Below are 13,669 nucleotides of genomic sequence, written 5' to 3'. Positions count from 1 at the left end.
ATTTTTAGAGTGTAACCATAGAGTTTCAATAAACCTAGTCCTGTCATCATGCCAATAACTGGCGGTAAATGAAGGAAATTATGTGCACAGACGGCCATTGTGATGGTGACTAAAAACAAGCCAATAACAACAAAAGCACCTTCCTTGAGTTCTGCCGCATCTGAATTAGCTTGGGGTTGTCCGTTTTTTATCGCCAAAGACATTAAAAATGCTGGTATAAACCAATTCACTACTGAGGGAATAAATAATTTAAAGAACTCCTGAAATTCGACCACACCTTTTTGCCAAACCATTAAAGTAGTGATATCGCCAAACGGACTAAAAGCACCGCCTGCATTGGCTGCAACAACAATATTGATACAGGCGACAGACACAAATTTGATATTGGTACCACCTACGGCCATAACCACCGTCGCCATTAACAAGGCGGTGGTCAGGTTATCTGCAACTGGCGATATAAAGAAGGCAAATAGTCCGGTGATCCAGAAGATACTTCTTAAAGAAAAACCTCTATTGATTAACCAGGCGCGGAGACTGTTGAATACCCCGCGTTCTCCCATGGTGTTGATATAGGTCATCGCTGCCAACAAGAACAATAATAACTCGCCATATTCTTCCAGATTATGACGAATCATTAAGCCTGCTGTGTGGTGATATTCTGAGTCGGGTTGTTGAGCGTAAATAAGTGCAATCAATCCCCATATGACACCCGCTGCCACCATCACAGGCTTGGATTTTCGCATATGAATTTCTTCTTCAACGATGACCAACGCATATGCAACTACAAATAAGAAGATAGACACATAACCCACCCAATGAGAGGTCAGATCCAGCAGCTTGGCATTTTCTGCAGCAAAAGCAGAGTGGGGTAGTATTAAAAAAGTGGCAAAACTAAACAGGAGCCATGAGCGTCCTTGAAGAAATGATTTCACGACTAAAATCCTTATGAATGACGAGACTCGGCAATAATACGCCCGAAAACAACGTGAACAAATGTTTATTAGTTAACGACGCTATCGTGAAATCCTTTAGAGGCATCTGCCACCAAATCAAAAACATGATTAAAGCCATTTTGACCACCGTAGTAAGGATCGGGCACATCAGACTCTTCTCGTTGCGGCGCATAGTCTAAAAACATTTTGACTTTGTGTTTGTAAGCATCAGGACAGGCATTTATCAAAATCTGATAATTACTACTATCCATAGCTAAGATGTAATCAAACTCTTCAAAATCTGCCTGATTAAATTTTCGGGCACGGATGTATGACAGATCGATTCCACGTTGTTTTGCTGTTTGTTGAGCCCGGCTGTCAGGTTCTTCACCGACGTGATAAGCATGGGTACCCGCCGAGTCAATCAGAAAACGGTCGCGCGTACCCAAATCCTCCGTTAATTTTGTGAATACCCCTTCAGCGGTTGGTGAACGACAAATATTACCCATGCAGACAAAAAGTACTTTTATTTGATTCATTGTTTGTTTCTTTTGCTTAACTAGTGAAAAAATTCAGATTTAGGATTAATGAAATCAATCAATTATCGATTTAAATTTCAGAAAGAAGCTGGTCTATCATTGACTCAGCCTGACCCATATAACCACCGCCAAATAAATTGAGGTGATTCAGAATATGGTAGAGGTTATACAAGGTTTTACGTGTTGCATAGCCTGAGTCGACAGGATAGATAGCATTGTATGCAGCAAAAAAATCTCGGCCAAAGCCACCAAATAATTCTGTCATCGCCAAGTCAGTTTCACGGTCGCCATAATAGCAGGCCGGGTCGAAAATAACGGGTTGTCCAAGATCATCAGCTGCAGCATTTCCACCCCATAAATCACCATGCAACAGTGATGGTTGCGGGTGATGGTTCTCAAGCAGTTTGTCCATGTTATCAAGGAGTTTTTCACCACGAGATTGTAGACGACCTGTGTAACCATTTTGAGCTGCAAACTTCAGCTGTTGCCCTAAACGATGTTCGCGCCAGAACTCTAACCAATGGTGATTTTGATCATTGATTTGTGGTGTGCTGCCAATCGTATTATCCATTTGCCAGCCAAAAAAGGGCTGTTTTACTTTGTGCATGTGGGCCAGCTGTTCACCCAGTGTGATATTGCCATTGCCGTGTATACTTCTAAGTGGAATGTATTCCAAGACCAAATAACTGTGTTGATGATTTGTTCCTTGGCAGATGACCTCTGGAACCCGAATGCTTTTAGTCGCTGACATCTCTTGCAAGCCAAGTGCTTCGGCTTCAAACATTAGCGATAAAGAAGGCTGATTCACCTTTATAAAATAAGCTTGCTGTTCTGTTTTTAGTTGAAAGGCGCTATTAATACAACCACCACCGATACTGTTCAGTTGATATGGCTGAAGACTCTGATTGGTGGTCGATTCAATATGTTCAACAATGGAGTCGAGCTGGGCCATTATTTTTCCTTACCAGATTTGAAAAAAGAGTTAGCTGCTATAGCTAAGGATATGAGCTAAGCACTGAGGCATCAAGTTTTACATGGTTGAGCATACGTTATGAAAATGTGAATAGCGCGTGCAGAACACGATGAAAGAACCATCAACCATATGGATTGTCCGTTTTTTTATCTGTCATTGCTATGTAAGCTGAACAGTATTTACGGATGGCATAAGGAGTTTGTCTATGGCTATGAATCCAAAACAACGAGTAGCACTGCATGCAGCCAATTTAGTTGAGCAGAATATGATAGTGGGATTGGGCACTGGTTCTACCGCCAATTTCTTTATTGAAGCTCTGGCAAAACGCTGTAAGACTGAAAAACTAACTATTCATACCGTGAGTAGTTCTGCGATTAGTGAGATTAAAGCGCGTGAAGCGGGATTGCCCGTGCTGTCTATTGCAGAACTTGATGTGCTGGATATGTATGTGGATGGTGCCGATGAGGTCACACCGGATCTTACTTTATTGAAAGGACGCGGTCAGGATTTAGTGAATGAAAAATTGTTAGCTTCAGCAGCGGATCAATTTTTTGTTTTAGTTGATGAGTCAAAACTGGTCGAGCATATCGGACAAAACTTTCCGATTCCGGTGGAAGTCATGCCTCAGGCATGGCGTTTGGTTCTGACCCAGCTTAAACAACAAGGTGGTCAAGGCCAGCTTCGACTAAATGCCTCGGGGGATAATGTTGCTGTTACAGCAAGTGGTAGTCTGGTGCTTGATATGCAATTTAAACAAATGGATAGCTTAGAGCTAACCATGATTCTCGATACCATTCCCGGCATAGTCGAGCATGGGATTTTCAGTGACACCGCATCAGCCATTTTTATTGGTGGTGAATCTGAAGTGGAAGAACACTGGCGATAACCTTAGCCATCAGTGAATGAGAAAGGGGAGTGAAACTCCCCCAACCCAAATATTTGTGATGGTGCTTAGGATTTTTTTAGTTCATCCAAAATGGTTTCTGCTTTAGATTTACCAAACTCTCCTGAGCCTTCAACGCCGATATAAGTCACCACACCATCTTTCAGGATGCAGGCAAAGCGATAACAACGTACACCCATTCCTCCGGCAGTTAAGTCTCTATCTAAGCCCATGGCTTTAGTCAGCTCGGCACTACCATCAGCCATCATTCTGACCTTGCCTTCATTATTTACTTGTCGGCCCCAGGCGCCCATGACAAAAGCATCGTTAACAGCCATGCACCAGATTTCATCGGCGCCAGCCGCTTTGATCTCATCTGCTAATCGGATAAAGCCAGGTAAATGTTCTTCAGAGCAGAGTGGGGTGAATGCACCCGGAACACCGAAAAGAACAATGGTTTTTCCTTCAGTCAATGATTGAACATTCTGTGGTTGAGGGTTGACAGGGCAGCCACTGCTCGCCGAAAAATCAACACACTCAGAAAGTGTCGCTGCGGGAATTTTCTGTCCAACTTCGATTGTCATAATTGCTCCTTAATCCGTTATTTTTATTTACAGGGTGTCTAGCATAAGGCAATCGCTAACAGATAAAAACACTATGAAACATGCGGTTTTATGAGTTTGGAATTGTGCTGTTGAGTCGATATCATGGTGATCACTAAATTGAATTAAAGGGATATAAACACATGGCTGAAAAACAATTACGCTGGGGAATTTTAGGTGCTGCTCGTGTTAACGAAAAACTACTGCCCGCTATTGTTGAAGCAGCTAATGCGGAGCTGATAGCTATTGCCAGTCGTCGTCCTGGGGCAGCGGCAGAAGTGTTGCAAAAACTGGCACCACAACAAACGGCGGTAGAAACGCTGGATGATCCGGAAGCATTACTTTCTCATCCAAATATTGATGCCATCTATCTACCGATGTCGAATGAAGAACATGCCGAGTGGGCACTCAAAGCCATCAATCATGGTAAACATGTGTTGATCGAAAAACCTATGGCGCTGACAGTAGCCGATATTGATGCCATTGAAGCCGCTGCAAAAGCAAATAATGTAACAGTCATGGAAGGCTTTATGTATATCTTCCATCCTCAGCATGAGTATGTAAGACAGTTAATTAATGACGGCAAGGTCGGTGACGTGCGTACGGTAAAAACGGCGTTTGCATTCCCTATGAAACCGGCGCGAATGTATCGCATTGATCGTGATATCAATGATGGTGGCGGTGCTATGTGGGATATTGGTCCTTACGCCATTCATACGGCAAGATTGTGGTTTGATAATGAGCCTGTCGCTGCTATGGCAATGGCTAAGCTTAATGACAGTGGTGCTGATGTCAGCTTAAGTGGCGTGTTTGATTTTGCGGATGGTAAGTTTGCTCACTTTGAAATGAGCTTTGAACATGCCAGACGTAGCGAATATGAGATTATTGGTACCAAGGGTGGCATTAAATGTCACACCGTTTGGCAACCTGAAACGGAAGATGCCACCATAAGCTGGTGGAATGAGAATGAAGAACAAACCGTATCAATCCCAAAAGCCAATCACTTTAATTTGGAAATAGAGTATTTCTCTGATTGCATCTTAGAGAGGAAAGCCCCCAAACTGACATTAGCTGATGCCAGAAATAATTGTGCTGCGATTTGTGCCGCGCTTGCTTCGGTGAGGGAAGGAAAGAAAATTCGATTAGCTGACTAAATCGAGACTGACTATTATTAAAAAGCAGCGACTGAATCACGACTACATTGGTCAAATTAATCCGGCTAAAGCTGTTAGTACTTCTTGCTGAATGCGGCAAAGAAAAAAATAATTGCAGCGGATTGATTAGAAATCTATAACCAGTTCACATATTTATTGTGATACCTATCACGTGATCACATTAATGCTGTGAGTGATATCTCAAATTTGACTACTTGATGTGGTTAGCATGTCTCTTGATTTGTAATATCAAGTCGTCTGAATGGTTCAGACAAACGCATTATTAAATGTCTTAATAATGTAATTTTTTTATAAAGCCAAACTCGTCGTGAGGCGGGGTCGGAAAGCCACGGGTCTCTGGTTTGATTGGAGATGGCTGGGTTGCATTGCTTCATATATTAAATAGGAATTTATTATGAAAAAAGCGATGCTATTTGTTGTAGCTCTTTTGTTTTCGGTCGGTGTTAATGCCGCTACGTTATCTATGTCTGGTGCTGGTTCTTCTTTTGACCAGGATGTCGATGTATCAAACGGTAGTGTAGTTTTAGGTGGTGGCACTGTAAGTGAAGGACCTGGTACATGGTTCTCATACTTTGATGTTAGTACAGACTCAGATACGGCTGTTAAAATTGAGTGGTCGTTTAATCCTACTAGTTCATTAGCAGGTGCGACATTACGATTTTATAACGGTGTTGAAGAAAAGCTGTTTAACATTACCGGTGACTTTAGTTTTACAGCAATGATTTACCAAGGGTACACAGCATGGGTTGACATCAAGGATGCAACTAGAAATGTATTTAAATATGATGTTTCTGTGTCAGCTGTACCAGTACCTGCTGCATTGTTTTTATTCGCACCAGCCCTATTAGGTTTCTTGGGTCTGCGTAGAAAAACAGCAGTAGCTGCATAAAACTTGAAGTAAAAAATCAAGTTAACAATTGTTAGTTAGATTGAAAGGGGAACTTCGGTTCCCCTTTTTTATGGCTACTAAATATTTTCTTTTTAAAACAAGCTCATTTGCTTTGTTGGTTTATGAAATAAGTCGGTTCTCAGAACCGCTGGAGACTTGTTTAATGGGTATTTCTTGACCGCAACTTCGAATCGTTTTTTGATCATTTCTGCATATAGCCCCTGACCTTCAAGCCTGTAACCAAACCTTGGATCATTTGTTTTGCCATTTCTGGAGTCTTTAATACGATTCATGACATGCTCTGCCTTGTCAGGATAATGAGTATGTAGCCAATCATTAAAGAGGGGGCTGACCTCTCTTGGTAATCTAACGAAAATATAGTCTATATTTTCAGCCCCTGCTTGTGCCGAAGCATCAATAATATTTTCTAGTTCTGTATCCGTCAGAACAGGAATGACTGGGGCAATAAGAACAGATACAGGAATTCCATTTGCCTTCAATGTCTCAACTGTTTGCAGTCGACGTTGTGGACTGCTGGCGCGAGGTTCGAGTTTCCTGGCAAGTGTTTTATCCAGTGTTGTAATGGATAGATGAACATTTACCAATTGCTTCTCAGCGAGCTGTTTGAGTAAATCAACATCACGTTCTATCAATGAAGATTTAGTCACAATATTAACTGGATGACTGAACTCAATCATCACCTGAAGTAGTTCCCGAGTAAGGTTGTAGTGGCGTTCGATGGGTTGATAGGGATCGGTGTTGGCGCCTAATGATAATGTTGAACAGCGATAGTTTTTTGCCATCAACTCATCTCGCAGTAATTTTGCGGCATTGGGTTTGATGGTTAACTTTGTTTCAAAATCGATCCCTGGTGAGAGTCCCAGATAAGCATGTGAAGGACGGGCGTAGCAGTAAATACAGCCATGCTCGCAGCCACGATATGGATTAATTGATTGCTGAAAGGGAAGGTCAGGTGATTGGTTTCTACTAATAATACTACGAGGGGATTCTACACTCACTTCTGTTAAGTTGTTGGCTGGTCCATCATGAAACCAGCCATCATCAATTTCAGTGCGTTGAAACTCATTGAAACGGCCATCGATATTATTAAGCGTTCCCCGGCCTTTTTGTATTTTTGCGTTTTCTGACATTAGTCAGACAAGTAATACTCTATCGTTGACACAACACGAACGTTTTTGATCTGTGGATTATTATTATCGCGTGCACTAATGCTGAACTGGCCTTGGCTAGCTTTACGGATCTTGCCGAGTGTACTATCTGAATCCTGGGCAAATTTTTCAGCAACTTCACGTGCTTTTCTGGTTGCTTCTTCAATCATTTGCGGTTTGACTTCATTAAGACGAGTAAATAGATATTCAGGTTGGGCAGCGTAGTTATTGCCTGTTAAAACGATACCTTGCTTACCCAGTTCAGAAAGTTGCCCCATCACTTGTCGGACGGTATCAATGGCATCCGAATAAACCGTGACGGTTTGAACCGCCGTATAACGAAATTCAGCACGCTCATTACCCCCATATTGCTGGGCAGATTTATCTGTAATGGCAGGTGCACTGATAGTGACATCAGCACGTTTGATTCCAAGTTTAGTCAGGAAGGAGATGATGGTATTGGTATTGGCATCAACATCATTGTATAAGGCTTGCAAATTATTGCTTGCCAACGTGAATTGGATAGGCCATATCACCACATCTGCAGTGAACTCTCTTTCAGCCAGGCCTTTCACTGTCACGGTTCGCTCATATTCTTTGTATTTGATGGCGGCATTTGAGAGAAACCAGCCTAAACTGCTCAAACCAAGAACTAAAGCAATACCCAGAATCAGACTGCTGGTTTTATTTACCGATGACATAAGAAGCCCCTCAAAAAAGGAAATGTTTACCAGCAGTGTAAATCAAAAGTTGCTTATGATCGACGAGAAAAATGCTCTTTTGAAAATGCGATTCGCTGTTCAATAGTCATTTTCTTTGTATTGGTCAATGCTTCAACTTTTTTCAGCCTGGGTAATAAACCTGAACCATTTGCGACTTGAATACTCAGTCCTGGACGGGCATTGAGCTCAAGCAGCATGGGGCCTTTTGTCCTATCCAGGACAATATCTGTACCTAAATAGCCTAAGCCTGACATTTCATAACAGGAAGCAGACAAATGCAGTAACTGATCCCAATGCGGTACTTGAAGATCGAGCAGGTTTCTTCCTGTATCGGGATGTAACATAACCGGGCGATCAAACTGTACAGCGCGTACCGCACTACCATTGCCAATATCGAGTCCCACCCCAACAGCGCCCTGGTGAAGATTCGCTTTACCGTTAGAGTCTGCTGTTGATAGACGCATCATCGCCATCACAGGAAATCCCTTGAACACGATAACCCGTGTATCTGGCACACCTTCAAACGTATAACCATTGAAACAATCATCAAATTGGATCAATGCTTCAACGATGGCAACATCAGTTCGACCGCCCAATGAAAATAAGCCGGCCAGAATGTTAGAGACATGACGCTGTAGATCGGCCAGTTTTAAAATTTGTCCATTCGCTTTGTGATAACCAAAATCATCAGAACCTGTGACAACTAAAATCCCTTTGCCACCAGAACCATGAGCGGGTTTGATGCAAAAACCGGCTGTATTTTTGATGATGTCGAGCAGATCATCTACCTGGTGTTGTTCAGTGATGGTACCAATAAGATCAGGCGCATTAACGCCAGCTTCCAGCACAATTTCTTTGGTTTGTAACTTATCATCAACCAGAGGATAGAGTCGTCTTGGATTATAGCGGCTGATATAAGCAATATTCCGTTCGTTCATTCCAAGCACACCAATCTTGGCAAGCTTGTTTGGGTGAACGTACCGAGATTTGACGTCTTTCAGCCAATTCAGCACATTCAGACTCATAGGTGATCCTCAGTTAAGGGTTTAAAGCGTTTCAATTCCAGCAAGCGATAACCAGTGTAATTACCTGCCATTAACACTAGTCCCATCAAAATAAGCTGGATGCCGAGGAAATTGAACGTTAAATGACGAATTAACTCATTATTCATGGCTAGGTAAGCCAGCACAGCCACTAACAGCGAACCACCACCTTGAATCACTACTTGATGTGGACCTTCTTCTTCCCATAACACCGACATTCGTTCAATGGTCCATGCCAGAATAATCATCGGGAAGAAGGTAATTTTCATACCCTCAGTTAAACCAAGCTTGTAGGCAAGAATAGAGAATATCGCGATGATGCCTATAACCATAATGATGACCGCGGATATTCGGGCAACAAGGAGTAGGTTGAGATAGGACAGGTATGAGCGAATTAATAACCCAGTACCAACAATCAGTAAGAAACCAACAAGGCCGGTCACGAGACTGGTCTGAATAAAGGCCAGGGCAATCAATACTGGCATAAAGGTGCCAGATGTTTTCAGACCGACCAAAATACGCATCAATACAACGACGAGCACACCGACCGGTATCAACAAAATACCTTTAAACAAGGCTTGTTCTTCGAGTGGTAAGGTATAAAGCGAGAAGTTTATTAAGGTCTCATCAGCAAATTTTTGGTTTAGAGCCACACCAAAAGGCAGCTCTTGCTGAATCATGGAGAAAGTCACATGTGAATTAGTACCACCAATCAGTTCAAGAACCGGACCTGAATGGTATTCCCACAGTAATAAATTATCTGGCCGGCCTTGTTCACCCGTTTCAGGATTAAATAATTGATAGTCGTTACCATCAAATACTTGAATATAGGTGACTAATTCCTGTCTTCTACGACCATCTTCAAGGAACAGAGCGTGAACTTGGCGCGCCGGAACACCAGCTTGTTGTAATAACTGAACTATCCACTGAGTTTGTGTTTTCAATTGCGCCAGTAATTCGGCGTTTTGTGATTGGTTTTTGAATTCCTGAATTAACTCTCTTGCCAGCGTGTAAGGGGTGGAAGAGCGTTCCTGAGCGCGATCAAGCAGCTGGTTGGCAGACGTTGCATAAGGTTCTTTTTCAATGCTGACTTTTAAAGCGGGTGGCTGACTGGGTTCAGGTGGCACAGCATAAGGATCCAGCAGCATATCAACCTTGTAATACAAGGCTTGTTCACCATTGGCATGACGGATTGACCATTCAGCGCGGTGTCCACCATTATCTCGTTTCGTATAAGCAAGACCATAACCGGGACTGGCGGTTTGCTGACTCAGCTGGGTGAAACCCGGTTGTGTGCCGGGGATGGCAAGTGATGCCAGCACCTCTTTATCTTGTGCATCAAACTCGACTTTGGCCTCAATCGACCAGGTTTGGCGCTGCTCCCCTGGAAGCCAGGGGATGTCAAAAGTGTAGTGTCTATGTAAGGTTAATCCCAGGCCTGAGACAATCAGCAAGCCCACTAACAGATAAAATGCTTTACGAGATGTCACGGCCTGGATTCCTTATTTTTTCTTCGTTTTGCTGACAGATGGCGCTTGAGGTTGGTTTTGAACAATCTCAGGTTTTGGCTGAACATTGTCTTTCGCTACATCAACTACAGCTACATCTCTTAAGAATTCACGACCTAAAAGAATCGGGTAAGTCATTTGGGTACGATCATTTAATGTGAACTCTGCTACTTCCGTCATTTTGCCCAGACGCACAGTCAGCGAAGCAACTGGTCTTTTGTCCAATGTATCGGCTGAAGCCTGGCGAATTTTCACGTAACGAACCAGAGGGGCTTCTAAGATAAAGCTGTCATCACCATCATCTGGTGCTAAGCGGAAACGCACCCAGTTTTTGCCATCTTTTTCAAAGGGGGTGATATCTAAAGCGCTGATAGAAGATGTGGTGGCGCCGGTATCCACACGGGCTTCATAAACGCGGTTAACAGCTTCAATCCATAACCATTCTGTTTTACCGACAACCAGTTTATTACCAATATTGTTAGTACTGACAGCTGCTGCAGGCTTAGGACACAGCGGGGGAGCCGCATCACCTTTGTGTTGTTTGACGATGACCGTGTCAATCTTACCTTCAATGACATCCATACGGCCTTCAAACTGACGTTGTGTCTTACTGATTTTCTGTAGCTCATCAGCTTGTGCTTTTTCCTGTTTGCTCAAGCCGTCGCATTGCTGCTGTATCTGTTGAATCAGGCGCGATTCAGTTTGATGTAGCGATTCCGTTAATTCGGTAGCAGAAACAGGTGGGGTTTGCGGGCCTTGTTGAATACAAGCGCTTAAAAAAACAGTTGAAGTTGCAATCAGAACGAATAGTCTAGACATAATAACCTTGTAAGGATAATTGATTAGATTCACTAAAAAATAGCGGCTATTGTAGCAGACACAGTGGCTTTGATAAGCAGACTATTAATAAATCTTAAGATTATATTTGGCGTTTTAACAGCAAATGGATGTAACGTCCCATATCCCGATAGACCGGCATACGACAATACTTATGCTCAAGTTCGAATAACACAGCCTGGTCACTATTGTCTCGAGCTTGTTGGCTCATATAGTCGTTGAAAATACGCACGCCCGTGTGCGTCTCCACAGTAAAACCTGCATGATGAATAACATCAATAATCTCATGCGGGAATTGTGGGTTCGGCGGCGTTAACTTATTGCCTTTGCCAATATAACTATCATTAAGAATTGGTGGTAAGCGCCAGCCGCCTTTTAAAACGTTGCTGTAAACCATCGCGTTCCTATTGTAGAAAAGCAATGACAAATAGCCGTTGGGCTTAACCTTTTTCATAATCGTCTGCAAAGACGATATCGGATCACTTAACCACTCCAGAACAGCATGACAGATCACCAAATCAAATTGAGGAAGCTCGCTGGCGAGTGACTGTGCTGATTGTTGATAAAAGTTGGCCGTAATATTGGCCTGTTCAAAATTGACTTTAGCCGTGTTGAGCATTTTTTCAGACAGATCACACAGGGTCAACTGATGCCCCTGTTCTGCCAGCCAGAGGCTGATTTGTCCCTGACCACAGCCTGCATCCCACACATCAAGCGGGGATGTGCTGACAAACTGTGCCAGATCTTCTTTTAATAATCGTAGTCGCCACTCACCTTTAACCGTGTCGTAGATTTTGCTATCGAACCTGTCGAATAAATCATCAAAATTACGATCGTGTTTGATGGTCATGCGCTTTTGTTCAGTAAGGCATCTAACAAGTTATCAAGTGCCACGATACGATCCTCTGCTTCAGGCATATCTTCGACAAAGCGTAATTTATCCTGACCATCCAATTTGAACTTCTTCGGTTGTTTTTGAATGAGATTGATAATGGTCATCGGGTCAACATTGGGTGATTCTTCAAATAACAAACGTCCACCCTGATCATAGACATCGATTTTACGAATTCCAATTTGTTTGGCTTTAAAGCGAAGTTCATGTACAGCAAATAAGGTTTTGACCTGATCGGGTAATAAACCAAATCGGTCGATCATTTCCACTTGTAATTCATGTAAAGCTTCATTGTCAGCCGCGGCAGAGATACGTTTGTACAGCACCAAACGTGTATGCACATCAGGTAAGTAGTCTGATGGAATCAGGGCGGGGACGTGCAAATCAATTTCGACAAAGTGACGGTCAGATTGATTCAGGCTTGGTTCTTTACCTGATTTCAATGCTCTAACGGCGCGTTCCAGTAATTCGTTATACAGATTAAAACCAATTTCCTGCATTTGGCCACTTTGTTCGTCACCTAATAACTCGCCCGCGCCACGAATTTCCATATCGTGTGTAGCTAAGGTAAAGCCTGCGCCTAAGTCTTCAATGGACTCAATGGCTTCCAGACGTTTCACCGCGTCTTTGGTCATGGCTTTTTGCGGTGGCGTGATGAGGTAAGCATAGGCCCGATGATGAGAACGACCGACGCGACCACGGATTTGGTACAACTGAGCAAGCCCCAATTTATCCGCACGATCAATAAAGATAGTATTGGCGGTCGGAACATCAATACCGGTTTCAATAATGGTGGTACAAACCAACACATTAAAACGCTGGTGATAGAAGTCGAGCATGACTTGTTCCAATTCCCGCTCACGCATTTGTCCATGCGCCACAGCGACTTTGGCTTCTGGCAGAATCGCTTCTATCTCCCTGGCGACCCGATCAATATCTTCTACTTTGTTATGTAGGAAATAAACCTGACCACCACGCTTGATTTCACGCAGCATACCCTCACGGATTTTTTCAGCATCCCATTGTAAAACAAAGGTTTTAATAGCTAATCGACGTGCTGGCGCTGTGGCGATAATCGACAAATCCCGAATACCCGAAATCGACATATTCAGTGTGCGTGGGATAGGTGTCGCCGTCAGCGTCAGTACATCAATATGTGCCCGGTATTTTTTTATCTGTTCTTTCTGAGTGACACCAAACCGATGCTCTTCATCCAGAATAAACAGGCCAAGACGTTTGGGATCGATATCTTGCTGCAATAATTTGTGTGTACCGATAATGATGTCGGCGTTGCCTTCACTAATCCCTGTTTTGACTTTATCCAGCGCTTTTTTAGATTGGAAACGCGATAGCACTTCGACTTTTACCGGCCAGTCAGCAAAACGATCTTTGAAGTTCTCATAATGTTGTTGAGCAAGTAAGGTGGTCGGTACCAGCACCATGACCTGTTTACCAGAATGCACCGCCATAAACGCCGCACGCATGGCGACTTCGGTTTTACCGAA

At 43.1% G+C, this 13,669-nt stretch carries 14 protein-coding genes and 1 riboswitch; of the genes, 3 read left to right on the top strand and 11 right to left on the bottom strand.

What is annotated here, in order from left to right; all coding sequences use genetic code 11:
• From nhaD to B2248_RS08710, 3 genes are all read right to left on the bottom strand, one after another.
• The coding region (nhaD, locus tag B2248_RS08720; protein WP_286722826.1) for a sodium:proton antiporter NhaD at window positions 1-932 on the bottom strand (932 nt) is incomplete at its 3' end.
• 68 nt (window positions 933-1,000) lie between these two features.
• Window positions 1,001-1,471 (bottom strand): low molecular weight protein-tyrosine-phosphatase, encoded by a 471-nt coding sequence (locus B2248_RS08715; RefSeq protein WP_007146371.1) that lies wholly within the window; start codon window positions 1,469-1,471, stop codon window positions 1,001-1,003.
• A 70-nt stretch (window positions 1,472-1,541) separates the two neighbouring features.
• Window positions 1,542-2,423: a fructosamine kinase family protein gene (locus B2248_RS08710; RefSeq protein WP_273181212.1), complete on the bottom strand. Its 882-nt coding sequence runs from the start codon at window positions 2,421-2,423 to the stop codon at window positions 1,542-1,544.
• 226 nt (window positions 2,424-2,649) lie between these two features.
• On the opposite strand from B2248_RS08710, the gene rpiA reads away from it, so the two are divergent.
• The gene (gene rpiA / locus B2248_RS08705; RefSeq protein ID WP_273181211.1) at window positions 2,650-3,330 is read left to right on the top strand and encodes a ribose-5-phosphate isomerase RpiA; all 681 of its coding nucleotides are present in this window, start codon (window positions 2,650-2,652) and stop codon (window positions 3,328-3,330) included.
• Between the two features lie 65 nt (window positions 3,331-3,395).
• Here the strand turns inward: rpiA and B2248_RS08700 are convergent, their stop codons facing one another.
• The gene (locus B2248_RS08700; RefSeq protein WP_007146368.1) at window positions 3,396-3,911 is read right to left on the bottom strand and encodes a peroxiredoxin; all 516 of its coding nucleotides are present in this window, start codon (window positions 3,909-3,911) and stop codon (window positions 3,396-3,398) included.
• A gap of 161 nt (window positions 3,912-4,072) precedes the next feature.
• Here B2248_RS08700 and B2248_RS08695 point away from each other — a divergent pair, with 161 nt between their 5' ends.
• Both B2248_RS08695 and B2248_RS08690 read left to right on the top strand, forming a co-directional pair.
• Entirely contained in the window at window positions 4,073-5,083 is a 1,011-nt protein-coding gene (locus B2248_RS08695) for a Gfo/Idh/MocA family protein (RefSeq protein WP_273181208.1), read from the top strand.
• Between the two features lie 306 nt (window positions 5,084-5,389).
• A riboswitch (cyclic di-GMP riboswitch) is annotated at window positions 5,390-5,472 on the top strand.
• Between the two features lie 26 nt (window positions 5,473-5,498).
• Window positions 5,499-5,993, top strand: a complete 495-nt coding sequence (locus B2248_RS08690) for a hypothetical protein (protein WP_273181206.1) — start codon at window positions 5,499-5,501, stop codon at window positions 5,991-5,993.
• A gap of 92 nt (window positions 5,994-6,085) precedes the next feature.
• Here B2248_RS08690 and B2248_RS08685 read toward each other — a convergent pair whose 3' ends face one another.
• From B2248_RS08685 to B2248_RS08655, 7 genes are all read right to left on the bottom strand, one after another.
• Window positions 6,086-7,144, bottom strand: a complete 1,059-nt coding sequence (locus B2248_RS08685) for a PA0069 family radical SAM protein (RefSeq protein ID WP_273181204.1) — start codon at window positions 7,142-7,144, stop codon at window positions 6,086-6,088.
• Window positions 7,144-7,863: an SIMPL domain-containing protein gene (locus B2248_RS08680; protein WP_273181202.1), complete on the bottom strand. Its 720-nt coding sequence runs from the start codon at window positions 7,861-7,863 to the stop codon at window positions 7,144-7,146. The genes B2248_RS08685 and B2248_RS08680 overlap by 1 nt, the downstream gene beginning before the upstream one ends.
• Before the next feature lie 53 nt (window positions 7,864-7,916).
• Entirely contained in the window at window positions 7,917-8,909 is a 993-nt protein-coding gene (locus B2248_RS08675; protein WP_273181200.1) for an alpha-L-glutamate ligase-like protein, read from the bottom strand.
• On the bottom strand, window positions 8,906-10,417 hold the full coding sequence (locus tag B2248_RS08670; protein ID WP_273181199.1) for an inactive transglutaminase family protein: 1,512 nt from the start codon (window positions 10,415-10,417) through the stop codon (window positions 8,906-8,908). Before B2248_RS08670 ends, B2248_RS08675 begins: the two co-directional genes overlap by 4 nt.
• A gap of 12 nt (window positions 10,418-10,429) precedes the next feature.
• A complete protein-coding gene (locus tag B2248_RS08665) occupies window positions 10,430-11,254 on the bottom strand; it encodes an ATP-dependent zinc protease (RefSeq protein ID WP_273181197.1) in 825 nt (274 codons plus the stop codon).
• 100 nt (window positions 11,255-11,354) lie between these two features.
• On the bottom strand, window positions 11,355-12,122 hold the full coding sequence (locus B2248_RS08660) for a methyltransferase domain-containing protein (RefSeq protein WP_273181196.1): 768 nt from the start codon (window positions 12,120-12,122) through the stop codon (window positions 11,355-11,357).
• Window positions 12,119-13,669: TRCF domain-containing protein (locus B2248_RS08655; protein WP_286722819.1), on the bottom strand; the 1,551-nt coding region annotated here is incomplete at its 5' end. The genes B2248_RS08655 and B2248_RS08660, both read right to left, overlap by 4 nt.

The sequence above is a fragment of the Methylophaga sp. UBA2012 genome (assembly GCF_002335235.1).
GTDB lineage: Bacteria > Pseudomonadota > Gammaproteobacteria > Nitrosococcales > Methylophagaceae > Methylophaga > Methylophaga thalassica.
The sequence above is the reverse complement of the archived record's forward strand: the minus strand, read 5'-3'. Positions and strand labels throughout refer to the sequence as shown.

Excerpts from the sequence above, each read along its gene's own strand:
- B2248_RS08685 (WP_273181204.1), bottom strand. The coding sequence starts at position 7,144 with ATGTCAGAAAACGCAAAAATACAAAAAGGCCGGGGAACGCTTAATAAT.
- rpiA (WP_273181211.1), top strand. The coding sequence starts at position 2,650 with ATGGCTATGAATCCAAAACAACGAGTAGCACTGCATGCAGCCAATTTA.
- B2248_RS08700 (WP_007146368.1), bottom strand. The coding sequence starts at position 3,911 with ATGACAATCGAAGTTGGACAGAAAATTCCCGCAGCGACACTTTCTGAG.
- B2248_RS08695 (WP_273181208.1), top strand. The coding sequence starts at position 4,073 with ATGGCTGAAAAACAATTACGCTGGGGAATTTTAGGTGCTGCTCGTGTT.
- B2248_RS08680 (WP_273181202.1), bottom strand. The coding sequence starts at position 7,863 with ATGTCATCGGTAAATAAAACCAGCAGTCTGATTCTGGGTATTGCTTTA.
- B2248_RS08715 (WP_007146371.1), bottom strand. The coding sequence starts at position 1,471 with ATGAATCAAATAAAAGTACTTTTTGTCTGCATGGGTAATATTTGTCGT.
- B2248_RS08665 (WP_273181197.1), bottom strand. The coding sequence starts at position 11,254 with ATGTCTAGACTATTCGTTCTGATTGCAACTTCAACTGTTTTTTTAAGC.
- B2248_RS08690 (WP_273181206.1), top strand. The coding sequence starts at position 5,499 with ATGAAAAAAGCGATGCTATTTGTTGTAGCTCTTTTGTTTTCGGTCGGT.
- B2248_RS08675 (WP_273181200.1), bottom strand. The coding sequence starts at position 8,909 with ATGAGTCTGAATGTGCTGAATTGGCTGAAAGACGTCAAATCTCGGTAC.
- B2248_RS08710 (WP_273181212.1), bottom strand. The coding sequence starts at position 2,423 with ATGGCCCAGCTCGACTCCATTGTTGAACATATTGAATCGACCACCAAT.
- B2248_RS08660 (WP_273181196.1), bottom strand. The coding sequence starts at position 12,122 with ATGACCATCAAACACGATCGTAATTTTGATGATTTATTCGACAGGTTC.